Genomic DNA, 21,094 nt, shown 5'->3' with positions numbered 1-21,094 from the left:
AGAGCCCGCTTATGGATTCGCAACTGCGCTGTTTTGCCCCTGTTTGTAAACGCTTCATCCGATTCGCATCTGTTGCCCAGTCCAAGGGTTGAGCATGCGCGTGCTGCTGGTATTCCTGCTGCTCTGCGCAATGGCTGCGTTCGCGGTCTGGCGTGGCTGGGTCGATGTCCCCGAGCGCTGGAACCCATGGGCACCGCTGGATGTGCGGGCCGAGCCCAACTTTCTGACGTCTTACAAGCTGTCGCGACTGCGCAACGATCCCGCACTGTGCGATCAGGTACTGAGTTCGTCGGGGTTGCGTTTCAGTCGCCAGGCCGACAGTGATCCTTCTGCTCGTTGCCCTCTGCAAAATACTCTGCGTATTCAGGGGGGCGACGTGGCGCTGAGCAGTAGCTTTCTGGCCAGTTGCCCGTTGGCGGTCGCCTATGCGCTGTTTGATATCCACACATTGCAACCTGCGGCTCAGGCCGTTTTCGGCCAGCGGGTAGCGCGGATCGATCACTTGGGCAGCTTTGCCTGCCGCAACATCTACAACCGCGCCAATGCTCGGCTCAGCCAGCACGCCACGGCCAATGCGCTGGACATGGCAGGTTTTCGCCTGGCAGACGGTCAGCGCATCGGTGTTCTCAAGGATTGGGGCGATGAGGGGGACAAGGGGCGTTTTCTAAGGCTGTTACGTGACGGTGCCTGCAAAAACTTCAGTACGGTGCTCGGGCCGGATTACAACGCGGCGCATCGCGATCATTTTCACGTCGACATGGGGCGCTGGTCGGTGTGTAAGTAAGCGTTCGGGGCTTAGGCCGCCATCCGCAGGTTCTGCAGGATCAGCGGACGTGCCCAGCCGTTCTCGTAGTCGAACTGACGCTGTTGGGCGGCAATGGTCTGCTCATCCAGCGGCTGGGCAGGCTTGTCGGCCAGTTCCCATTCGAATTCGGCAATCGGCAGATGCAGCGGGCGTGGCTGCGGGCCAGGGCCTGGTTTGACGCTATCGTCATAAGGGTTCAGAACGGTAGGGCGTACCCAATGGCTCTCGAATTCCAGATGGCGTTGCTGTTCGATCATTTCAGCCATGCTGAACGGCTCGGCAGGCGGAGGCAGCAGATCAAGGTCGAATTCGGCAATCGGCAGGAACAGCGGCTCTGGAGGCTTGACCTCGGTGTCGGTGACCGGGCAGGTACGTTGCTCGACGATCTTGCTCAGGGTTTTTGCACCAGCGACCGGTTCGCCCGTCTCTACATCCACCTCAACAGCCGTCGGATGCACGGGTACTGAAGGGCTTTCACTGACCTGATCCGCCATCGCCCGGGCAAATGCATCCGACCACAGCTGCGTCACAGCACCCAGTGTGCGGCTGTTGCGTACGCTAAAGTCGCCTGAGTGCGACAAATAGCCGATGGATGATTGAACAATCTCTGACATAGCGATCAGTACTGGCCTTGGGTCTGGCAAAATGCCGGATACTTGGTTATCGGCAGATTTTGCCGATCATTAACAATTTTTGAGTGTGTAAGCGCAATGATTGATCAGCAAGCAGGCAGTCGTATCCGGGTCGAAGCCCTGGCCGTTGGCGAACAGGAGCAGGCGGCGCAGTGGGCGCAGCGCCTAGGCCTGCCGTTGAGCGATGCGTGCGCTGATTTTGCGCTGCAATTGACTGACCACGGGCTGCAATTGCAGCAGTTGGGCGATGATGCACCGGGCGCCGTACGTGTCGATTTTGTCGAGGGCGCGGTGGCTCACCGGCGGCTATTCGGCGGCGGGACCGGGCAGATGATTGCCAAGGCGGTCGGTATTCAGCCGGGCATTCGCCCCAGCGTGCTGGACGCAACGGCAGGTCTTGGCAAGGATGCGTTCGTGCTGGCAAGTCTGGGCTGCGACATGAGCCTGATCGAGCGTCAGCCGATTATCGCTGCATTGCTGGAAGATGGTCTGGCCCGTGGGCGCGGTGATCGTGACGTCGGCTCCATCATTGCCCGGATGCGCCTGTTGACCGGCAACTCGATCGACATCATCCGCGCCTGGACAGGGGAGCCGCCCCAGGTGATCTACCTGGACCCTATGTTCCCGCACCGGGAAAAGACCGCGCTGGTGAAAAAGGAGATGCGTCTGTTCCGGCCGCTGGTCGGTGATGACATGGACGCGCCTGCGTTGCTGGAAGCCGCACTGGCGCTTGCCACCCACCGCGTGGTGGTCAAACGCCCGCGCAAGGCCCCCTGCATCGACGGCGTCAAGCCGGGCTATGCGCTGGACGGCAAATCCAGCCGCTACGACATCTACCCGAAGAAGGCTTTGAAGCCCAAGGCAGCCACAGACGAGAGCGGTGCATAGCGCCTATCGTCGACAGCCCGAGTCAAACGCAGATGCGCCTGTGAATACAGGCGCAAACACCGCACTCAAAGCGCGCCAAAGACCTTCTTCGCCAGGCCCGTAGCTGCAGCAGCAGGGTTGGCGCGAATGCTTTCTTCCTGTTTGGCGATCATTTCGAACAGCCCGTTCAGCGCCTGTTCGGTCACGTAGCCTTCAAGATTTGCACTTTTGCTGTCAAGCGCGCCAAGCGCCGCCGCCTTGCCGGCAAAGGCGTTGTACTTCTGCGCCAGACCGACCTGATCGGTGGACTTCTTGACGATAGGCAGGAACTTGGCGCGTATCTGCTCGCGGCTGGTGCTGCTCAGGTACTGGGTGGCCGAGTCCTTGCCGCCGCTGAGAATGGCCTTGGCGTCGGTTACGCTCATCTTTTTCACTGCATCTACAAGCAGTGCCTGAGCTTGAGGCACGGCGGCTTCGGCGGCCTGGTTCATGCTGGTTTCCAGCTGATCGACTTGAGCGCCCATGCCGAGCATTTTCATCTTTTTCGCGATCTGGCCGAGTTTGCCCGGCAGCTCGATACGCACCTCTTCATTTTTGCTGAAACCGCCGGGAACGCCGAGTTGTTTGACGGCGACCTGTGCGCCTTGAGTCAAGGCATCCTTGAGCCCACCGGTCGCGTCTGATTGCGAGAGGTCGCCCAGCGATAGAGCGAAGACGTTGGCCGACAGCAGAAGGCCTGCGCACAGGCCGGCCAGGGTGAACGAAAAACGAGGCATGAGAGCGTCCTTGTTGAAGTGGGTTCTGACCTGAACCCGGATCGATAATGGTGCGGTGCGTGATCAAGCGTATCAGGAAGTCGCGACAGGCACTTGCACCTGTGAGCGATGGACGTCAATCGATGTCGAGGGGGAGGAAGCCTTGTGAAACGACAACGGCGCGCCGAGGCGCATCGTTGAAGGGAGCAATCAGCGCTGAACGGATCAGCCGGCTGCTTGAATGACCTTGATCAGCAGGCCTTTCTGGTCTTCGTTGGTCAGCTCGACCGAGTGAACGGTATCGTTGATCCATACCAGAGTGCCGTTGTGTTCGATTCGTGCCGACAGGGAGTAGCTGTGGCCCTGCACGGGGTAGCGATCTGCGGCATAGCCCAGTTCAAACGGCAGCGGCACCTGGTGAGTAATCTCTGTTTCGCTGACATCAATCACATGGGCCGGTGCGTCAGCAAGGCTGATGTCATTCAGCGCAACAATCAGCTTGCAGCCAGTTGGCAACGCGATGCGTGGCAGGTAATAAACTTCACCCTGAAGGCGTACTAGGGGTTCGCTGGACATTTCAATTTCCTTATTTGATAAGTACCAGTCATTGGTACAGACCAAACCCTAGCAGGGGCCAGAGAGCAGAAAACAGCTGTCTAAAGATCCCTGCCAGGTTACGGAAAAGCCCTACGTTTTCTCTTGATCGCTTCCCACATCCTGCTCCTCTTCATTGCTGTGCAAGGCCACTTGCCGTATCGAAAGACGGATTTCGGCAGGCAATACTCGCTTGGCCGCACCTTCCGCCAGTTCTCCCAGCATCGGGTGATAGCTCAGCTTGCCGGCACTGTCCTTGCGCAGCACACCCAGGTCCAGCAGGGTCTGGATGAAGTGCCGGAACAGGCTCTTGTCGAAGAACTCCGGCGCATTGAGGCCATGCAGAATCGACAGGCGCTGAGCCATGACCGTGCACAGGTCCTCGAGCTGCTCGGGGCTCAGCGTGTTCTGCCCGCTGTTGAGCAACAAGGCAATCGCCATGTAGAAGCGCTGCAGCGTCTGAGCGATGGCGCGGGACAACAGCGTAAGCAAGACGAACTCGCGCGAGCTGGGCTCCGGGCGCACGTAGGCGTCCTTTTTGAAGCGCAACAGGCCTTGTTCCACGAACGCAGCCAGCCATTGATCGACCACTTCATCCAGCTCGTTCAGCGGCCAGCGAATGAACAGTTCCGATTGCAGGAATGGGTACAGCGCACGTGTGTAGCGCAGGATCTGTTCGCGGGTCATGCGCGACGAGCTCTGGAAAAAGCTCGCCAGCAGCGAGGGCAGGGCGAAGATGTGCAGGACGTTGTTGCGGTAGTAGGTCATCAACACCGCATTCTGTTCGTTCAGGTACAGAATTTTGCCCAGCGCGTCTTTTTGTTCGGCGAGCAGGTCCATGCCTTTGACATGCTCGATCAGCGAACGGCCATCACCTTCCGGCAGTGTCGTGTGCGGGGAGTACGGAACGGCGCGTAGCAAGGTCAGGTAAAGGTCGAGAACCCGCTCCATGGCCTGATCGTCCAGCGCCAGTCTTTGCGTCGACAATAACGCCACGGCAACCAGGTTCATCGGGTTGACGGCGGCGGCTTCGTTCAGATGCTGGGCCACACGCTCACCCAGGCGGTGCGTGGTCTCGCTCAGCCATTCGGGGCGAAATTGCGGGTCCAGCTGCTGTTCGCGCCAGTCCGGTTGTTCGCCATCGAGAAACTCGGCCAGTTTGATCGGCGCACCGAAGTTCACCGAGACCTGACCGAAACGCTGCTTCAGCGCGCCGATGACTTTGAAGATATCGAAGATCGACTCTTTCTTCTTGGTTGCGCCGCGCAGTTCGCCCAGGTAAGTACGGCCTTCCAGAACACGCTCGTAGCCGATGTACACCGGGATAAAGACGATGGGCATCCGCGAGTTGCGCAGGAAGCTGCGCAGGGTGATGGCGAGCATGCCGGTTTTCGGTTGTAGCATGCGCCCGGTGCGTGAACGGCCGCCTTCGACAAAGTATTCGACCGGAAAGCCCTTGATGAACAGCGTGTGCAGGTACTCGGTGAACACCGCCGTATATAGCGGGTTACCCTTGAACGTGCGGCGCATGAAAAATGCCCCACCACGTCGCAGCAGGCCGCCGACCACAGGCATATTCAGGTTGATGCCGGCGGCGATGTGCGGCGGCGTGAGGCCGTTGCGAAATAGCAGGTAAGACAGCAGCAGATAATCGATATGGCTTCGGTGGCAAGGCACATAAATGACCTCATGTCCCGGTGCGACTTCCTGAACGCCTTCGATGTGGCTGACCTTGATGCCGTCGTAGATCTTGTTCCAGAACCAACTGAGCACCACCTCCATGAAACGGATCACCGAATAGGTGTAGTCCGAGGCGATCTCGTTGCCGTAGCTCAGCGCCCGTTCCCGGGCCTTTTCCTGGGTGATGTGTTCACGCTCGGCCTCTTCAATGATCGCCTGCTTGACCAGCGGTTCGTCCAGCAGACCTTTGACCACCGTGCGCCGGTGCGACACGTCCGGGCCGATCACGGCGCTTTTCAGGTTGCGAAAGTGCACGCGCAGCAGACGTTGGGTCATGCGCAGCGTCAGCTCGTAACCTTTGTTTTCACCCACCAGTTCGCGCATGTGAATGGGCGCGGAAAACTGCACGCGGGTCTTGCGGCCCAGAATCAGAATGCTGACCAGACGGCGCAACCGGCCGGTCACCGCCCAGCTGTCGGCAAACAGCAGCTTCCAGGCACTGGATTCGCGGTCAGGTGACTGGCCCCAGAACACGCTGACCGGGATGATCTGCGCGTCTTCGCCGGGGTTCTGGCTGACGGCTGCGACCACACGCTCCAGCGTCGGGGGCGCACCACGCTTGTCCTGGCGACCGAGCCAGTCGGGGGAGGGGGTCAGGTAAAAGAATGCGGCGGGCTCGATCAGGTTGCCAACCGCTACCGACAGAACCGGACGAGGTAGACCGGCTTTACGGCATTCTGTATCGATCACTGCCAAATCGCTGATTGAAGGCGATTGCAGTGCATAGAACACCGGGCGACTGCGGTCCAGATTCAGCGTAAAAGACGATTGATTGATGGTTTCCGAGCGAACCCAGAGATACAACAACCGGCGCAGGGTGCCGAACACAAGACGACGGAATGGAGAGCGGGTCATACGGCTTCTGCTGAGTGAGGGGCGGGCGGCTGCCCTGGATGGGCGCCAGTGTGACGTATCCCGAAGCGATCGGCAAAAGCGCCGGTGTGCCCGCTGAACGGATCAAGTCCGAATGACCGCTTGCCGAGCCATGCTCACCTGACGACGGCACGTATCAGGAACGTCGCGTCAGGAACGTCGCGGCGAAAAGTCTTACGCGGTTCGCCAGGTAATCTCTTCCTCACCGTCGGCACTGACGCGTATCCAGCGGTCAGCAGTTTCGTCGCTTTCTTCTTCAACCCAGGTGCCCGGGGCGCAACGTACTTCGACGTTCAAGGCCTTGAATGCGGCGCGTGCGCAGGCGATGTCGTCTTCCCACGGGGTCTGATCGCTGTCCAGATGCAGGCTGTTCCATTTGCCGACTGCTCTGGGCAACCAGGTCACGGCTACAGTGCCCGCTGTGCATTTCCAGGTCTGGCCTTTCTGCTTCCAGTCGCTGCAGGAGCCCAGCGCGTCGCCGAGCCACTGGGCGATTGCCTTGTGATCGACGTCTTCGTCTTTCAGGTAAATCTCGATATCGGGTTGGCGCATGGGGGCCTCTGTTGAATGCTTATTGCAGTACGAAATAATCGTAGCGCATGGAAACGGTGACCTTGAAAGGTCCTGGTTGCTCGATGACCGCTGCCCGACGTTCGGCGCTGGCGCGCCAGCCGTGAGGTGTCATGGCCAGCAGATCGGCGCGGGACTGGCCGTCGATCAGCTTCAGCGTATAGCGCAGGGTTTCGCTGTGTTGCAGCTGCATGCCTTGCGGCACCAGCGACAGGTGCTTGTCGTCGGCGTAATCGCGCACTTCATCATAGAGCCTCTGACGCAGTTCCATCAGATGCTCATTGGTCGGGCCGACCCGCATCAGTCCGCCGCCCGGGGTCAGCAAGCGCTTGGCTTCCTGCCAGTCCAGCGGGCTGAACACACTGGCCAGAAACTGGCAACTGGCATCCGGAAGTGGCACACGTGCCATGCTGGCGACCATCCAGGTCAGCGTCGGGTCACGACGGCAGGCGCGCTTGACCGCTTCGCGGGAGATGTCCAGCGCATAGCCATCGGCATGGGGCAAGGCTTCGGCAATCTGCGCGGTGTAATAACCTTCGCCACAGCCGATGTCCAGCCAGCGCGCCGGGGATCGCTCGGCGGCCAGTTCAGCCAGACGCCGGGCTACCGGAGCGTAGTGCCCGGCATTGAGAAAGTCGCGTCGCGCCTCGACCATGGCCTGATTGTCGCCAGGGTCGCGGCTGTTCTTGTGCTGCACCGGCAACAGGTTCAGATAGCCCTGACGGGCTCGGTCGAAACGGTGATTGGCCGGGCACACCACGCCGTTGTCGGCAGTGCTGAGCGGCGCTGAGCAGATCGGGCAGGTCAGCATCAGGCGAGCAACTTGACCAGAGTCTGGTAGTAGATCTCGGTCAGCACATCGAGGTCGCTGGCCAGAATACGTTCGTTGACCTGATGGATCGTTGCGTTGACCGGCCCCAGTTCGACCACTTGGGTGCCGAGGGTGGCGATGAAACGACCATCGGAGGTTCCGCCGCTGGTCGAGGCTTTAGTCTCACGGCCCGTTACGCTTTTGATGCTGGAGGACACGGCGTCCAGCAACGCGCCCGGCTCGGTGAGGAACGGCAGGCCGGACAATGCCCAGTCCACGTGCCAGTCGAGTTCATGCCTGTCGAGGATATCGGCCACGCGCTGTTGCAGGCCTTCGACGGTCGACTCGGTGGAAAAACGGAAGTTGAAGACCGCCACCAGATCGCCGGGGATGACGTTGGTGGCGCCGGTTCCGGCGTTCAGGTTGGAGATCTGGAAGCTGGTCGGCGGGAAGAAATCGTTGCCGTGGTCCCAGTGCTCGGCGGCCAGTTCGGCCAAGGCCGGAGCGGCCAGGTGAATCGGGTTCTTCGCCAGATGCGGGTAAGCCACATGGCCCTGCTTGCCGCGCACCGTCAGCGTGGCCCCCAGCGAACCGCGCCGACCGTTCTTGACCACATCGCCGACCAGCGTGGTGCTCGACGGTTCGCCGACGATGCACCAGTCCAGACGTTCCTTGCGTGCTGCGAGGCGCTCGACCACGGCTTTGGTGCCGTGATGCGCCGGGCCTTCTTCGTCGCTGGTGATCAGGAATGCCACCGAGCCCTTGTGATCAGGGTGATCGGCGACAAAGCGTTCGGCCGCCACCAGCATGGCCGCCAGACTGCCTTTCATGTCTGCCGCGCCACGCCCGCAAAGCATGCCGTGCTCGTCGATCAACGCATCGAACGGGTCGTTCTGCCAATTCTGCAGCGGCCCGGTCGGAACCACGTCGGTATGACCGGCGAAACACAGTACCGGGCCGTCGGTGGTGCCGTGGGTGGCCCAGAAGTTGTCGACGTCTTCGATGCGCATCGGCTCCAGCTTGAAGCCGGCATCGCCCAGGCGCTGCATCATCACGGTCTGGCAATCGGCATCGACCGGCGTCACTGACGGACGGCGGATCAGATCGCAGGCGAGTTGGAGGGTGGGCGAGAGGTCGGCTGGGGCCGTCATGTACAGAACTCCGGTAGCAAGACTTTGGGCGCGAAAAGGCGGATATCTTAAAGCAAAACGACGACCTGAGGCCGTCGTTTATTGTGCGCTGTGGATAGGTCAGGTTGTGGATGGGGCGGGGCGGGTTGCGCGTGCCGACAGGACGGCCATGGTTATGGCTGCCAGATAAGGGATAGATTGTGCGAACAGCATGGTTATCCAGAAACCGGAATTCGTATCGATGGATGCCCTGCCTGTGAGCAAAAGCACAATCGCGATCCAGGAGATCGCCAAGGTAGACAGTTCTTCCCTTACATCGAGCAGGTTTTGTCCGATCCGGTTTGCAGAGGTATGTTTGGGCGTTATGTAGAAAGGCATTGCCGAGGTGAAAAGCCCCGCCAGCACTGCCTTGCCCAAGGTCGGATAAAGCGCCATGCCGGCCAGTATCGCCGCCAGTGCCTCTTTGGTGTGTGTGCTGACCAACTGCCGGTAGAGCACAATCATCTTTAACGAGCGCAGGGCAAACATCAGTATCAACGACGTGGAAAATATCCATGGCAGCGGCCCGAAAGTCTCGGGCTTAAGGATCATTGCCATCGACCAGGCCAACGCAGCCAGCGTTAACAGATAATTCATTCCTTCTGCCACCCACGGCATCCACCCCGCGATGAAATGGTAGCGTTGCATCGCGCTCAGGGACGGGCAGTTTCCTGCAATCAGGCTTCCGGCGTGTCGCTTGACGATCTGCATAGCTCCATATGCCCAGCGATATCGTTGTTTCTTGAAGTCCATGAACGTATCGGGAGTCAGCCCTTTGCCATAGCTGATAGCGGCGTAACCAGTGGAGAAACCACTTTCCAGCATACGCAGGCCAAGTTCGGCGTCTTCGCATATGCACCATTCCGCCCAGCCCAGTCGGTCCAGTGCTGATCGGCGGATCAGTGTCATGGTGCCGTGCTGGATAATTGCATCGTGATCGTTACGGATCACCATGCCGATGTTAAAAAAACCTTGGTACTCGGCCTGACAGCAACACTTGAACAGGCTTTCGTGACCGTCTCGATAATCCTGCGGCGATTGAATGACTGCAACCTTCGGGTCCGCGAAGTGGGGCACCATATGTTTGAGCCACTGTCGATGGACGCAGTAATCAGCGTCGATGACTGCCACTACTTCTGCGTCTTCAGCGGTATGTCTCAGGAGATAGTTGAGTGCACCCGCTTTGAATCCGGGAAGTGGACTGACATGAAAAAACTGGAACCGAGGGCCGAGCTGCTGACAGTATCGCTCGATAGGCTTCCAGATGGCCGGGTCCTGAGTATTGTTGTCGATGACCAGCACCTCGAAGTCCGGGTAGTCCAGCTTTTGCAACGAGTCAAGAGTCCGTTTCACCATATCCGGAGGTTCGTTGCAGCACGGAACATGCAGGGAAACTTTCGGGGCGGGACCAACAGGACGATGGACGGGGCGGAAAGACCGTGGGGTGTCCGGTCCCCAGCAGGCTTCGAGGAATTCGTGCGTTTCGATACCCATGTAAGTCAGCACGCTGGCAGCCCAGATAAAGGCGACAGGCAGCGCGAGCCAGGCGGGCAGTGGCTGTGAGTAGTGCATGCCGAACCCTGACAATACGCAATAAGCCAGCACGATTATCAAGGCGCCTGTAGGCCAAGACTCCGGTTTAAGGCGGGTGATAAGCCTGAGTATTTCCGAGAGCATGTTGACCGGCATTTTTACCGGGCCGTTGATGTGCAGTTTTAATCTGCGCTTTGCATCGAACAAACCCCAATTAGGCCCGGGCAGACCTTCTTCAGTCTTCCAGTGCTGATCGAAGGCTTCTATAACGAAATAGTCATGGCCGTGCTGATCCAGTAATGGAATCTGGTTGCGCAGGTATATCGAGTGCTCTGCGTCAGAGGTCGTCATCCGCCTCTTGGCGATGGCCTTGCTCGGCCAGCCAATCTCGGAAAGTATGAGGGGGGTGTCGGGGAATCTCGTTCTCAGTTCGTTCGCGTGTGCCAGAGTGATCGCGGTCGCGTCCAGCGCTGAAACGCCTTCCCAGAAAGGCAAAATATGGGCGGCAATGAAGTCGACATGCCTGACGAGTTCCGGCGTCTCGTACCATTGTGTCCATATCTCGGAGGTCGAAACAGGCACATTGACGGCGCGTCGTGCGGTCTGCAGATAGAGAATAAGCAGGTCGATGGGAACATCATCACGAAACAGGACTTCATTTCCCAAGACCAGGCGTTGCACGCTGGAGTAACGGTTGGCGAGTTCGATCCCTGCATTTATTTCCTCGATATTGTGCGTTTCATCCTCTGTTATCCACACGCCAAGCGTGACATTCATGCCCAGTGCTTCGGCGAGTTCGGGGATATGCATCAATGTCCCTTCCACCGAGTAAGTTCTTATATTCCGTGTCATGCTTCGAAGTAGCAGCAGGTCTTCTCTTATCTGATCACGCGTCGGAAAAATCTGTTTGTAGGGGCTTTGGCCCGGTCGAAAAGGGGCGTAGGCCACGCCAGAGATCATTGCAGGCCAGTTGGGCGGATAGTTGAACCTGGTTTTGAACAGGTTTTTCAGCCACGTGCCTGCCTTGTTTGAATATTCATCCATGTCGGAAACGTGCTCCATGCTTGTTGCGCTGGTGCCGCGAGTTCCCTTCGCGTTGGTTAACCTTAGTCGCCTTCGTTCATTGCCGTTTGCAATGCTTAGACTCTTTTCCTCGGGCGTTTCCAAAAACGGAATGGCATTTAAGCAGTCAGCGTTGATCGCGTTCTAACATCATTATTTTTTACTTCCCTTGAATCTCTGGGTCAGATCGTCAACGGATAAGGACCTTGCCTGCCGGGAACAAGTCAGGTGTCTTGTCGTCGACAAACCCCTATAATGCGCGCCGGTTTTTGAGGTATTGGTCATGAGCGCAGAAGATCCACGTTTCGCTGGCATCGCCCGTCTTTATGGCGTCGAGGGGCTGGCACGCCTGCGCGCGGCTCATGTGGCCGTGGTCGGTATCGGCGGCGTGGGCTCCTGGGCTGCGGAAGCAGTGGCGCGCAGTGGCGTGGGTGAGATTTCGCTGTTCGACATGGACGATGTCTGTGTCAGTAACAGCAACCGCCAGTTGCATGCACTGGACAGCACGGTCGGTCGGCCGAAGGTCGAGGTAATGGCTGAGCGTATCCGCGCGATCAACCCCGATTGCATCGTGCACGCGGTGTCTGATTTCGTGACCCGCGACACCATGGCCGAGTGCATTACCCCGGACATGGACTTCGTGATCGACTGTATCGACAGCGTCAACGCCAAGGCTGCGCTGATTTCCTGGTGCAAGCGGCGCAAGATTCAGATGGTCACCACCGGCGGGGCGGGCGGGCAGATCGATCCGACCCTGATTCAGATCGCCGACTTGAACCGCACCTTCAATGACCCGCTGGCCTCCAAGGTGCGTTCGACCCTGCGTCGGGATTATGGCTTTTCACGCACGCCTAACCGTCACTACAGCGTGCCTTGCGTGTTTTCTACTGAACAACTGCGCTACCCCAAGCCGGATGGCAGCATTTGTCTGGAAAAGAAATTCGTCGGCGAGGGCGTAAAGCTCGATTGCGCCGGTGGTTTCGGTGCAGTGATGATGGTGACCGCAACCTTTGGCATGGTTGCCGCCACCCGTGCGGTGGACAAACTGGTGGCGGGCACGCGACGGCCTTCGGAGCGGGTCAAGCCAGCGGCTGCGACGCCCGATCAGGCTTGAGTCAGCTGGCGCATCTTCTGCAGTACGGCATTCAGGCCGTTGCTGCGCGAGGGTGAGAGCTGGCGGGCGAGGCCCAACTGATGGAACCAGTCAGGTAAATCCACGGCTGCCAGCTCCCGTTCCGACAGGCCGTTGACACGCGCCAGCAGCAGCGCCACCAGGCCGCGAATCAGTCGCGCGTCGCTGCCAGCCCGAAACAGCCAGGCGTCGTCGCTGACTTCGCCGGTCAGCCAGACCTTGCTTTCACAACCGTGTACCAGATTGTCGTCGGTCCTTTCTTCGTCACTCAGCGGCGCAAGTTGATCACCCCATTGCATCAGCAGGCGTGCGCGCTGTTCCCAGCCTTGCGGCCGGGAAAAGCTGTCGAGTGCAGTTTGCGCCAGCGGGGGCAGGCTCATCGAAGCAGCTCCAGTGCCTGATCCAGTGCGCTGAAGAACTGCAGCAGATCGTCCGAATCGTTGTACAGCGCCAGTGACACGCGAATCGCGCCGGGCAGGCCAAGGGTCTTGAACAGCGGCATCGCGCAGTGATGGCCGGCGCGTACGGCAATGCCCTGCTCGGTCAGCAGGTGGGCCACATCAGCATTGTGAACGCCATTGACGACGAAGCTGACCAGTGCCAGATCCGGCGAGCCCAGAACTTGAATGCCGTCCCGCTGCTGCAGGCCCTCGAGCAGGCGACGGTGCAGTCTGGCTTCATGTTCTGCAACCGCCTGATGGTCGAGACTGTCCAGGTAACTCAGGGTAGCGCCCAGACCGATCACACTGGCAATGGGCGGGGTGCCCGCCTCGAAACCCAGTGGTGCCGGACGAAATTTCGCGTGCTGATAATCGGCTGTCAGCACCATCTCGCCGCCGAACTGCCAATGCGCGAGGCTGGGCAGCGCCTCGTTGCGTCCGTAGAGCACGCCGAGTCCTTCCGGGCCATACAGTTTGTGGCTGGAAAACACATAAAAATCGCAGCCCAGCGCCTGCACATCATGGCGTCCGTGCACCACGCCCTGCGAGCCGTCCACGACGGTGAGTGCGCCTTGGCTCTTGGCCAGGGCGATGAGGCGGGCAAGGGGTTGCCAGGTGCCGAGCACGTTGGAGAGCTGGGTGACTGCGAGCAGGCGTGTGCGCGGTCCGATCAGGCTGGCTGCCGCGTCGCAGTCGATCACGCCGTCGATGTCCAGCGGCAGAACCACCAGTTTCAGGCCCCGACGCTGAGCCAGTTGCTGCCATGGCAGCAGATTGGCGTGATGTTCCAGCGCGCTGATGGCGATCTCGTCGCCCGCCGCGAATTCATGTTCCAGCCCGTAGGCCAGCAGGTTCAGCGCAGACGTTGCGCCGTGGGTGAAGATGATCTGGCCGTTCTCGCCGGCATTCAGCCAGCGGGCGACCTTGCCACGGCTGGCCTCGAACGCTTGAGTGGCGTGTGCGCCGGGCAGATGCTGGGCGCGATGCACATTGGCGGCACCGTTGGCGTAGTAATGAGTCAGGGCGTCGAGGAGTGCCTGAGGCTTTTGCGTCGTGGCGGCGTTGTCCAGATAGGTCTGGCCTTGCCGTTGCAGCGCAGCGATGGCGGGGAAGTCGCCGCGCCAGGGAGAGAAGAGGGGCATTGTTCGTCCAGCGTGTGGAGGCGGGTTCAAAGTCGTCAGCCTTGAACCCGCACACAGCATCAGTTATGAGCGTGCAGTGCTTCGTTCAACTCGACGGCCGACTTGTGGGTTTTGCATTCCACTGCGCCGGTCTGAGAGTTGCGACGGAACAGCAGGTCGGTCTGACCCGCCAGCTCGCGGGCCTTGACGATCTTGACCAGCTCATTGTTTTCGTCGAGCAGCGCGACCTTGGTACCCGCGGTCACGTACAGGCCCGACTCCACGGTGTTGCGATCACCCAGCGGGATGCCAATGCCGGCGTTGGCGCCGATCAGGCAGCCTTCACCGACCTTGATGATGATGTTGCCACCGCCGGACAGCGTACCCATGGTCGAGCAGCCGCCGCCCAGATCCGAGCCCTTGCCGACGAATACGCCAGCGGAAACGCGGCCTTCGATCATGCCCGGGCCTTCGGTACCGCCATTGAAGTTGACGAAGCCTTCGTGCATGACGGTCGTGCCTTCACCGATATAGGCGCCCAGACGCACGCGAGCGCTGTCAGCGATACGAACGCCGCTCGGCACAACGTAATCGGTCATCTTCGGGAATTTGTCGACCGAGAATACTTCCAGCAGCTCGCCCTTGAGGCGTGCTTCGAGCTGACGCTCGGCCAGTTCGACCAGGTCGACCGCGCCCTGGCTGGTCCAGGCCACGTTTGGCAGCAGAGGGAAGATACCTGCCAGGTTAAGACCGTGCGGCTTGACCAGGCGGTGTGAAAGCAGATGCAGCTTGAGGTACGCCTCGGGAGTCGACGTCAGTGTGGCGTCTTCAGCCAGCAGGGTCGCGACCAGCGGCTTCTGGCTTTCGGCCAGACGAGTCAGCAGTGCGGCTTGAGTCGCGTCCACGGATTTGGCCGCTTCGGCCAGCTTGTAGGCCAGGTCGACATTGAAGGTGATTGCCTGGTTGCCGCCGGTGTAACCCAGAACCGGTGCGATAGCCGCGACCAGTTCCGCAGAAGGATTGATCAGAGGCTGAGCATAAAATACTTCAAGCCATGCGCCTTGACGATTTTGGGTGCCGACGCCGAAGGCCAGGCTGAACAGGGTGGTGGACATGTAAATACCTCGTGGCTTTATCAAGGGGCTTTCAGTAGCGCTCTGGCTTACTGTAAAGCCGCTGCATACAGGTCAGGCTTGAAGCCGATCAGGGTTTTATCGCCCAGATCAAGCACTGGACGCTTGATCATGGACGGCTGCGCGAGCATCAGTTCTATGGCTTTCGCCTGGTCGAGATCGGCCTTTTGTCCGTCTTCGAGCTTGCGAAAGGTCGTGCCTGCGCGGTTCAGCACAACCTGCCATCCGTGTTCATTGCACCACTGCTCGAGGTGCTCGCGGTCGATGCCCTGGGTCTTGTAGTCGTGAAATTCGTAGCTCGCCGAATGCTCGTCGAGCCAGGTACGAGCCTTCTTCATCGTGTCGCAGGCTTTGATGCCAAATAGAGTGTAAGTCATTGTTTAAGGTGGGGTGGCTGATCTTGCTCGATACTCCCCACGTCCTCTCCTCGCAATTTAGCCGGCTATTATGCCACGTCAGTCCGTTCAGTGTCGTGACAGCGCCAGTACGGTGGCTGAACGAAAATTAGATAATAAGGCTAACCATCATTAAGAAAACTTCACCCGCTCACGCTTGAGTCGCTGGCTGCTGCGCGCAATTATTACCCGTCATTTGAAGTTTGGGTGCGTTATGTCTGAGCAAGAGAAGAAGCGTCAGGAAGCGCTTGTACGGCAACGTTATTACAGGGAGCGTCAGCGTGCCGAGGGATTCAAGCAGAGTACCCTCTGGATTCACGGTGAAGCTGAAGCCCAGGGCCGCCTGGCTGCCCGCGAAGGAAAGCCGTTGTTGCCCATGCAGTCCCATGATCCGGTCAGTTGGGCGGTCGGCTGGGTGGCGGAAAAGCTGCGAACCCGAGAGTAATCAGCACTTTTTTCGGGCGGTCACGCCACACGTTGGAAACGTATGGCGCTGTTGATTGCCGCATGATCAGCACGTGCCCGGACGCTTTCCGTCAGTGCGTTTCAAATTTCGAGTTGCCACGGTCCGCATAGATAGCGCCCATCACGGCGATGTCATTGCTGCTGAGCGTCTTGCCCACATTGATGATCTCGAAGTCACCGAGGGTCAGGCCGTTGGGGATATCGAAATGCATGATCGAGTCACGGTCGTAAGCCGAGTGGTGGAAGTCGGCGGCCTCGTACCTGTCGAAAAAATTGGTGTTGATCTCTTCGTCACTCAATCCGGTTTGCGAAAGCAGTGAGCGCACGAGCGGTTCGTTCCAGGGGATGTTTGCCTGCGGATGCTGATGCTCGTGAACCGCGCCCAAGGCGTGACCGAATTCATGCAGCACGATGCGCGTCAGTTCCGGCATGGGTTTCAGATCCGCCGTGTACAGCTCTTTGAGGTTGAACTCCATGGTCGACTCGTCAGGCTCGGCCAGCAGGGTATCGGTGCCTATGGCGCTCCAGTTCAGGTGTTCATTGAAGCCGATTCTGATATCGCTTGCCCCGTCCGTAACGAACTCGAATTTCAGATTTATATGAGGCAGCCATTTGCTTGCCGCTTCTACGATGGGCGCTGTGAGGGTGGCTGGAGGGTTCTTGAGGAAAAGAACTTTCAGGGTCCGCCCGCGAGCCCAGTATTTGCTGAACGAAACCAGCAGGCGCGCCTGGTGCCTTGACTGGCCGGTGTTGTTGCCGGTTTCCGATTGGTAAGCAGGGGTGGTTTCCGCGTTAGCGGGGTTTTCGCGAATCGCCGCTTCATACGAAGCCTGGTGATTTCCAGCGCTGCGCATGCAGCAGGATGCGGGCAGTTTTACGCCTTTTGGAGCAGTGGATGCGGGCATGAGATTGGCCTTCATGGTTGTTCGCTTCGTGTCTGGAAGCATGAAAAATGAAGGTTGAGAGTACGTTCACGCAGGGGGCTGGAGGTGGTAACTAATTACCCCGCCGCACGTTGCATGCGGCGGGGCAATCTTTTTGGGTTTGGCTTTTACTTGCTCAGGAAGGCGCGGATACGTTCGGCCGCTTCGATGCATTCCGCCAGCGGTGCCACGAGCGCCAGACGCACCCGGCCTGCGCCAGGGTTGACGCCATCCACTTCGCGGGAAAGGTACGAGCCCGGTACTGCGGTGACATGCTGATCGACGAACAGATCGCGGCAAAATGCAGCGTCATCGGTACCGACATTCGGCCACAGGTAAAAACCACCGTCCGGGCGCTGAACGTCGAGCACCGGGCTCAGGATGTCGAGCACCGCAGCGAATTTTTCGCGGTACAGATCACGGTTGGCGCGTACGTGCTCCTCATCATTCCAGGCCGCGATGCTGGCCAGTTGAGTCTGAACCGGCATGGCGCAGCCGTGATAAGTCCGATACAACAGGAAGGCCTTGAGGATCTCCGCGTCACCCGCCACAAAACCGGAGCGCAGGCCCGGCAGATTGGAGCGTTTGGACAGGCTGTGGAAGACCACGCAGCGTTTGAAATCCTTGCGGCCCAGCTCGACGCAGGCACTGAGCAGGCCCGGCGGCGGGGTTTGTTCGTCGAAGTACAGCTCGCTGTAGCACTCGTCCGCAGCAATGACGAAGTCATGTTCGTCGGCCAGGGCAATGAGCTTTTTCAGGGTTTCAACCGGAATCAGTGCCCCGGTAGGGTTGCCCGGCGAGCACAGAAAGAGGATCTGACAACGCTTCCAGATGTCCGGGCTGACGGCATCGAAATCGGGATTGAAACCGTTCTCGCTCAGGCATGGCAGGTAGTGTGGATGGGCTCCGGCCAGAAACGCAGCGCCTTCATAGATCTGGTAGAACGGATTCGGGCTGATCACCAGGCCGTCATCGCTGCGATTGACCACGGTCTGGGTGAAGGCGAACAGCGCTTCGCGTGTGCCGTTGACCGGTAGTACATTGCGCGCCGGATCGATCCAGCCCTGTGGTACGCCGAATCGACGGCTGCACCAGCCGGCAATGGCTTCGCGCAGTGCCGGAATACCCAGCGTGGTCGGGTAAACCGCCATCTGATCGAGATTGTCTGCCAGCGCCTTGGCGACGAAATCGGGGGAGCGGTGCTTAGGCTCGCCAATCGACAGCGCTACCGGACGCTTTTCCGGGTTGGGCGTTACGCCGGCCAGCAGAGCGCGCAGCTTCTCGAAAGGGTAAGGCTGAAGCAGTTGCATGGCGTTATTCATGGAACGTGTTCCTCAATGAGCTGCGTTGAGTCGATTCGTAGGAGCGAATGTTCATATGCTGATCCGCAAATCGCCGCCTTGCTCTGAGTTGACACTCAGTTGCTTGACGATTGCATCCTGCAACTGGCGGCACAATTGTGGATCGGACAGCGGGTGATTGTTGGCGTCGGTGATGAAGAACACGTCTTCCACGCGTTCGCCCAGCGTTGCAATCTTGGCGTTCTGCAGGGACAGGTCGAACTCCAGGAAGATCTTGCCGACGCGCGCCAGCAGCCCGGGACGATCCGGTGCCAGCAACTCGAGTACCGTCACTGGGCGCTGGGCGTCGTTGTGGATGGTGACTTGCGGGGCGAAGGCAAAGTGCTTGAGCTGACGCGGCACGCGGCGCTTGATTATTGTCGGGTAATCATCCGGGTTGCGCAGGGCTTCGGTCAGGCCTTCGCGGATGTCCTGAATGCGCTCCGGATTATTGCCGATCGAACCACCCTCATGGTCGAGGACGATGTAGGTGTCGAGTGTGAATTTGCTGCTGGAAGTGATAATGCGCGCGTCGTGAATGTTCAGGTTCAACTGGTCCATCGCCGCCACGGTCACCGCGAAGAAGTCATGCTGATCCGGGGCGTAAATGAAGATCTGCGTGCCGCCCTCGAATTCACGCTGCGTGGTCTCCTTGATCAGCACCAGCGGACCGCCGTCGGCCGGTTGCTGCAGGATTGCATCGCTATGCCAGGCCACGTCGCCTGCGGTGTGACGCAGGAAGTAATCGTCGCCCAGTGCTGACCAGAGTTGCTCGACGTCATCAGGATCGGTGCCGTTGCGTACCAGAATATCCAGCGCGGCAGTCTGTGTGCGACGAATCTGTTCTTCGCGGTCGACCGGGTTTTCCAGGCCGCGGCGCAAGGCTCGCTTGGTCTCGGTGTACAGCTGGCGCAGCAGGCTGGCACGCCATGAGTTCCAGAGCGTCGGGTTGGTCGCGTTGATGTCGGCGACAGTCAGTACATACAGGTAGTCCAGATGCACTTCGTCGCCCACGAACTGAGCAAAGTCGTGGATGACCTGCGGGTCGGAGAGATCCTTGCGCTGTGCGGTGGTCGACATCACCAGGTGGTTGCTCACCAGCCATACGATGAGTCGGGTGTCCCAGGCAGGCAGATGATGGCGCGTACCGAAGGCCTGCGCGTCGACGGCGCCGAGCTCCGAGTGATCACCGCCACGACCCTTGCCGATGTCGTGATAAAGCCCGGCCAGGTAGATCAGCTCCGGCTTGGGCAGGCGGCCCATGATCTTGCTGGCCAGCGGAAATTTCTCGGACACTTCGGTGTACTGCAGCTTGCGCAGGTGCTTGATCAGATTCAGCGTGTGCGCATCGACCGTATAGATGTGAAACAGGTCATGCTGCATCTGGCCAACGATATGGCCGAACTCCGGCAGGTACAGGCCGAGAATGCCGTAGCGATTCATTCGGCGCAGGTTGCGATGAATGCCTATTTCGCACTTGAACAGCTCGATGAACAGGCTGGTGTTGCGAATATCGTTGCGGAACTCGTCGTTGATCAGATGCCGATGTTCACGCAGCAGGCGAATGGTGTCGGCGCGCACACCTTTTATCTCCGGGTGCTGGGCCATGAGCACGAAGATTTCGATCATGGCAAACGGGGTGCGCTTGAAGACGTGCGGATGGGTGGCTTCTATATAGCCGTCGTGCAGTTGAAAGCGTGAATTGATCGGCTGTGGTATACCGCTGTCGTCGGAAAGAATCACTTCTTCGAAATGCTGGATGATCAGATCGCTGAGTTCGGCGATGCTCATGACCACTCGGTAGTACTTCTGCATGAAGCGCTCTATGGCCAGTTTGGCATCATTGTCTTCATAGCCCAGCAATCCGGCGATGCGCACCTGATAATCGAACAGAAGCCGGTCCTCTGAGCGCCCGGCCAGCATGTGCAACGCATAACGCACCTTCCACAAAAACTCCTGGGAGGAGGCGAGCAGGGCGTTTTCGCTGCCCAGCAGGAAGCCTTCGCCTGCCAGCGCATGCAGGTTAAGCGTGCCGTACTGACGTCGCGCGACCCAGAGAATGGTCTGAATATCGCGCAGGCCGCCCGGAGAACCCTTGACGTTGGGTTCCAGGTTGTATTCGGTGTCGTTGTACTTGTGGTGGCGTTTTTTCTGCTCCGCGTGCTTGGCGAGGAAGAACTCCTTGCTCGGCCACATATGCTCGGTGCTGGTGACCTCCAGCATGCGCTGGCGCAGGCGCTCGGGGCCGGCGATGGTGCGGCTTTCCATCAGATTGGTGATGACGGTCAGGTCGGCGCGGCCTTCCTGTGCGCATTCGTTGACCGAGCGTACGCTTTGCCCGACTTCCAGGCCGATGTCCCACAGCAGCGTCAGAAACCGCTCGATGGGTTCGCGGAAAACTTCGTGGTCGTCGCTGTCCAGCAGGATCAGCAGATCGATGTCCGAGTAAGGATGCAGCTCGCCGCGCCCGTAGCCACCCACTGCCAGAAGCGCGATGTCGGCGTCTTCACTCCATTCGAACTGATCCCAGGCCTTTTGCAGGATGTTATCGACAAACCATGCCCGGTCCTCGATCAGTCGTCGAATGTCACGGCCCGACCTGAAGCGCTCATCAAGGACATCTCTCGCTCTGCGGATGGCCTTCTTGAACGCAGCGATGGGGCTGGCTTTCAAGGCCAGTTCGGCCTGGAACTGGCCACGATCGAACAAGTCTGGATCTACTTGCGGCATTGAA

The 21,094-nt window shown here is 59.3% G+C and carries 19 protein-coding genes; 4 read left to right on the top strand and 15 right to left on the bottom strand.

Annotation, left to right across the window (positions count from 1 at the left end; all coding sequences use genetic code 11):
- The first annotated feature begins 94 nt into the window (after positions 1–94).
- Positions 95–784 (top strand): extensin family protein, encoded by a 690-nt coding sequence (locus JOE34_RS25130; protein WP_003391133.1) that lies wholly within the window; start codon positions 95–97, stop codon positions 782–784.
- Positions 785–795: 11 nt separating this feature from the next.
- On the opposite strand, the gene JOE34_RS25125 is transcribed toward JOE34_RS25130, so the two are convergent.
- On the bottom strand, positions 796–1,419 hold the full coding sequence (locus JOE34_RS25125) for a hypothetical protein (RefSeq protein WP_003391131.1): 624 nt from the start codon (positions 1,417–1,419) through the stop codon (positions 796–798).
- 96 nt (positions 1,420–1,515) lie between these two features.
- On the opposite strand from JOE34_RS25125, the gene JOE34_RS25120 reads away from it, so the two are divergent.
- A complete protein-coding gene (locus tag JOE34_RS25120) occupies positions 1,516–2,325 on the top strand; it encodes a class I SAM-dependent methyltransferase (protein WP_057445469.1) in 810 nt (269 codons plus the stop codon).
- A 65-nt stretch (positions 2,326–2,390) separates the two neighbouring features.
- On the opposite strand, the gene JOE34_RS25115 is transcribed toward JOE34_RS25120, so the two are convergent.
- The 7 genes from JOE34_RS25115 to JOE34_RS25085 all read right to left on the bottom strand — a co-directional run bounded on the left by JOE34_RS25115 (position 2,391) and on the right by JOE34_RS25085 (position 11,393).
- Positions 2,391–3,080 carry a DUF4197 domain-containing protein gene (locus tag JOE34_RS25115; RefSeq protein WP_003391124.1) on the bottom strand — a complete coding sequence of 230 codons (690 nt, stop codon included), beginning with the start codon at positions 3,078–3,080 and terminating at the stop codon, positions 2,391–2,393.
- A gap of 204 nt (positions 3,081–3,284) precedes the next feature.
- Positions 3,285–3,635, bottom strand: a complete 351-nt coding sequence (locus JOE34_RS25110) for a YbaY family lipoprotein (protein ID WP_004418703.1) — start codon at positions 3,633–3,635, stop codon at positions 3,285–3,287.
- A gap of 111 nt (positions 3,636–3,746) precedes the next feature.
- The gene (plsB, locus tag JOE34_RS25105; protein WP_003391119.1) at positions 3,747–6,248 is read right to left on the bottom strand and encodes a glycerol-3-phosphate 1-O-acyltransferase PlsB; all 2,502 of its coding nucleotides are present in this window, start codon (positions 6,246–6,248) and stop codon (positions 3,747–3,749) included.
- Between the two features lie 192 nt (positions 6,249–6,440).
- Entirely contained in the window at positions 6,441–6,818 is a 378-nt protein-coding gene (locus JOE34_RS25100) for a hypothetical protein (RefSeq protein ID WP_003306646.1), read from the bottom strand.
- 19 nt (positions 6,819–6,837) lie between these two features.
- The gene (locus JOE34_RS25095) at positions 6,838–7,647 is read right to left on the bottom strand and encodes a putative RNA methyltransferase (RefSeq protein WP_003391116.1); all 810 of its coding nucleotides are present in this window, start codon (positions 7,645–7,647) and stop codon (positions 6,838–6,840) included.
- Positions 7,647–8,798, bottom strand: coding sequence for a succinyl-diaminopimelate desuccinylase (dapE, locus tag JOE34_RS25090; RefSeq protein ID WP_003339604.1), 1,152 nt, complete (start codon positions 8,796–8,798; stop codon positions 7,647–7,649). Before dapE ends, JOE34_RS25095 begins: the two co-directional genes overlap by 1 nt.
- Before the next feature lie 99 nt (positions 8,799–8,897).
- On the bottom strand, positions 8,898–11,393 hold the full coding sequence (locus JOE34_RS25085; RefSeq protein WP_209996787.1) for a glycosyltransferase: 2,496 nt from the start codon (positions 11,391–11,393) through the stop codon (positions 8,898–8,900).
- A gap of 301 nt (positions 11,394–11,694) precedes the next feature.
- Here JOE34_RS25085 and tcdA point away from each other — a divergent pair, with 301 nt between their 5' ends.
- Positions 11,695–12,525 carry a tRNA cyclic N6-threonylcarbamoyladenosine(37) synthase TcdA gene (gene tcdA / locus JOE34_RS25080; RefSeq protein WP_209996785.1) on the top strand — a complete coding sequence of 277 codons (831 nt, stop codon included), beginning with the start codon at positions 11,695–11,697 and terminating at the stop codon, positions 12,523–12,525.
- Here tcdA and JOE34_RS25075 read toward each other — a convergent pair.
- The 4 genes from JOE34_RS25075 to JOE34_RS25060 are packed head-to-tail and all read right to left on the bottom strand — an operon-like array spanning position 12,516 to position 15,614.
- On the bottom strand, positions 12,516–12,923 hold the full coding sequence (locus tag JOE34_RS25075; RefSeq protein WP_003314282.1) for a SufE family protein: 408 nt from the start codon (positions 12,921–12,923) through the stop codon (positions 12,516–12,518). The genes tcdA and JOE34_RS25075 overlap by 10 nt on opposite strands.
- A complete protein-coding gene (locus tag JOE34_RS25070; RefSeq protein WP_004418700.1) occupies positions 12,920–14,125 on the bottom strand; it encodes a cysteine desulfurase in 1,206 nt (401 codons plus the stop codon). The genes JOE34_RS25075 and JOE34_RS25070 overlap by 4 nt, the downstream gene beginning before the upstream one ends.
- A 59-nt stretch (positions 14,126–14,184) precedes the next feature.
- Entirely contained in the window at positions 14,185–15,219 is a 1,035-nt protein-coding gene (gene dapD, locus JOE34_RS25065; RefSeq protein ID WP_003339600.1) for a 2,3,4,5-tetrahydropyridine-2,6-dicarboxylate N-succinyltransferase, read from the bottom strand.
- Positions 15,220–15,266: 47 nt separating this feature from the next.
- Positions 15,267–15,614 (bottom strand): ArsC family reductase, encoded by a 348-nt coding sequence (locus tag JOE34_RS25060; protein WP_003314287.1) that lies wholly within the window; start codon positions 15,612–15,614, stop codon positions 15,267–15,269.
- Between the two features lie 232 nt (positions 15,615–15,846).
- On the opposite strand from JOE34_RS25060, the gene JOE34_RS25055 reads away from it, so the two are divergent.
- Entirely contained in the window at positions 15,847–16,077 is a 231-nt protein-coding gene (locus JOE34_RS25055) for a hypothetical protein (RefSeq protein WP_003314288.1), read from the top strand.
- Between the two features lie 91 nt (positions 16,078–16,168).
- On the opposite strand, the gene JOE34_RS25050 is transcribed toward JOE34_RS25055, so the two are convergent.
- The 3 genes from JOE34_RS25050 to JOE34_RS25040 form a co-directional block, all read right to left on the bottom strand.
- Positions 16,169–17,017: a matrixin family metalloprotease gene (locus JOE34_RS25050; protein ID WP_003391100.1), complete on the bottom strand. Its 849-nt coding sequence runs from the start codon at positions 17,015–17,017 to the stop codon at positions 16,169–16,171.
- Between the two features lie 131 nt (positions 17,018–17,148).
- The gene (dapC, locus tag JOE34_RS25045; RefSeq protein WP_004418696.1) at positions 17,149–18,342 is read right to left on the bottom strand and encodes a succinyldiaminopimelate transaminase; all 1,194 of its coding nucleotides are present in this window, start codon (positions 18,340–18,342) and stop codon (positions 17,149–17,151) included.
- 51 nt (positions 18,343–18,393) lie between these two features.
- On the bottom strand, positions 18,394–21,090 hold the full coding sequence (locus JOE34_RS25040; protein ID WP_032658445.1) for a [protein-PII] uridylyltransferase: 2,697 nt from the start codon (positions 21,088–21,090) through the stop codon (positions 18,394–18,396).
- Positions 21,091–21,094 lie beyond the last annotated feature (4 nt).

This window comes from Pseudomonas sp. PvP028 (assembly GCF_017832255.1).
GTDB classification, from domain to species: domain Bacteria; phylum Pseudomonadota; class Gammaproteobacteria; order Pseudomonadales; family Pseudomonadaceae; genus Aquipseudomonas; species Aquipseudomonas syringae.
Note: the sequence above shows the minus strand (reverse complement) of the source record. Positions and strands in the feature narration are given on the sequence as shown.

What these genes read in the sequence shown, in the direction of transcription:
- JOE34_RS25130 (WP_003391133.1), top strand. Translation starts at nt 95, where the DNA reads ATGCGCGTGCTGCTGGTATTCCTGCTGCTCTGCGCAATGGCTGCGTTC.
- JOE34_RS25125 (WP_003391131.1), bottom strand. Translation starts at nt 1,419, where the DNA reads ATGTCAGAGATTGTTCAATCATCCATCGGCTATTTGTCGCACTCAGGC.
- JOE34_RS25120 (WP_057445469.1), top strand. Translation starts at nt 1,516, where the DNA reads ATGATTGATCAGCAAGCAGGCAGTCGTATCCGGGTCGAAGCCCTGGCC.
- JOE34_RS25115 (WP_003391124.1), bottom strand. Translation starts at nt 3,080, where the DNA reads ATGCCTCGTTTTTCGTTCACCCTGGCCGGCCTGTGCGCAGGCCTTCTG.
- JOE34_RS25110 (WP_004418703.1), bottom strand. Translation starts at nt 3,635, where the DNA reads ATGTCCAGCGAACCCCTAGTACGCCTTCAGGGTGAAGTTTATTACCTG.
- plsB (WP_003391119.1), bottom strand. Translation starts at nt 6,248, where the DNA reads ATGACCCGCTCTCCATTCCGTCGTCTTGTGTTCGGCACCCTGCGCCGG.
- JOE34_RS25100 (WP_003306646.1), bottom strand. Translation starts at nt 6,818, where the DNA reads ATGCGCCAACCCGATATCGAGATTTACCTGAAAGACGAAGACGTCGAT.
- JOE34_RS25095 (WP_003391116.1), bottom strand. Translation starts at nt 7,647, where the DNA reads ATGCTGACCTGCCCGATCTGCTCAGCGCCGCTCAGCACTGCCGACAAC.
- dapE (WP_003339604.1), bottom strand. Translation starts at nt 8,798, where the DNA reads ATGACGGCCCCAGCCGACCTCTCGCCCACCCTCCAACTCGCCTGCGAT.
- JOE34_RS25085 (WP_209996787.1), bottom strand. Translation starts at nt 11,393, where the DNA reads ATGGATGAATATTCAAACAAGGCAGGCACGTGGCTGAAAAACCTGTTC.
- tcdA (WP_209996785.1), top strand. Translation starts at nt 11,695, where the DNA reads ATGAGCGCAGAAGATCCACGTTTCGCTGGCATCGCCCGTCTTTATGGC.
- JOE34_RS25075 (WP_003314282.1), bottom strand. Translation starts at nt 12,923, where the DNA reads ATGAGCCTGCCCCCGCTGGCGCAAACTGCACTCGACAGCTTTTCCCGG.
- JOE34_RS25070 (WP_004418700.1), bottom strand. Translation starts at nt 14,125, where the DNA reads ATGCCCCTCTTCTCTCCCTGGCGCGGCGACTTCCCCGCCATCGCTGCG.
- dapD (WP_003339600.1), bottom strand. Translation starts at nt 15,219, where the DNA reads ATGTCCACCACCCTGTTCAGCCTGGCCTTCGGCGTCGGCACCCAAAAT.
- JOE34_RS25060 (WP_003314287.1), bottom strand. Translation starts at nt 15,614, where the DNA reads ATGACTTACACTCTATTTGGCATCAAAGCCTGCGACACGATGAAGAAG.
- JOE34_RS25055 (WP_003314288.1), top strand. Translation starts at nt 15,847, where the DNA reads ATGTCTGAGCAAGAGAAGAAGCGTCAGGAAGCGCTTGTACGGCAACGT.
- JOE34_RS25050 (WP_003391100.1), bottom strand. Translation starts at nt 17,017, where the DNA reads ATGAAGGCCAATCTCATGCCCGCATCCACTGCTCCAAAAGGCGTAAAA.
- dapC (WP_004418696.1), bottom strand. Translation starts at nt 18,342, where the DNA reads ATGAATAACGCCATGCAACTGCTTCAGCCTTACCCTTTCGAGAAGCTG.
- JOE34_RS25040 (WP_032658445.1), bottom strand. Translation starts at nt 21,090, where the DNA reads ATGCCGCAAGTAGATCCAGACTTGTTCGATCGTGGCCAGTTCCAGGCC.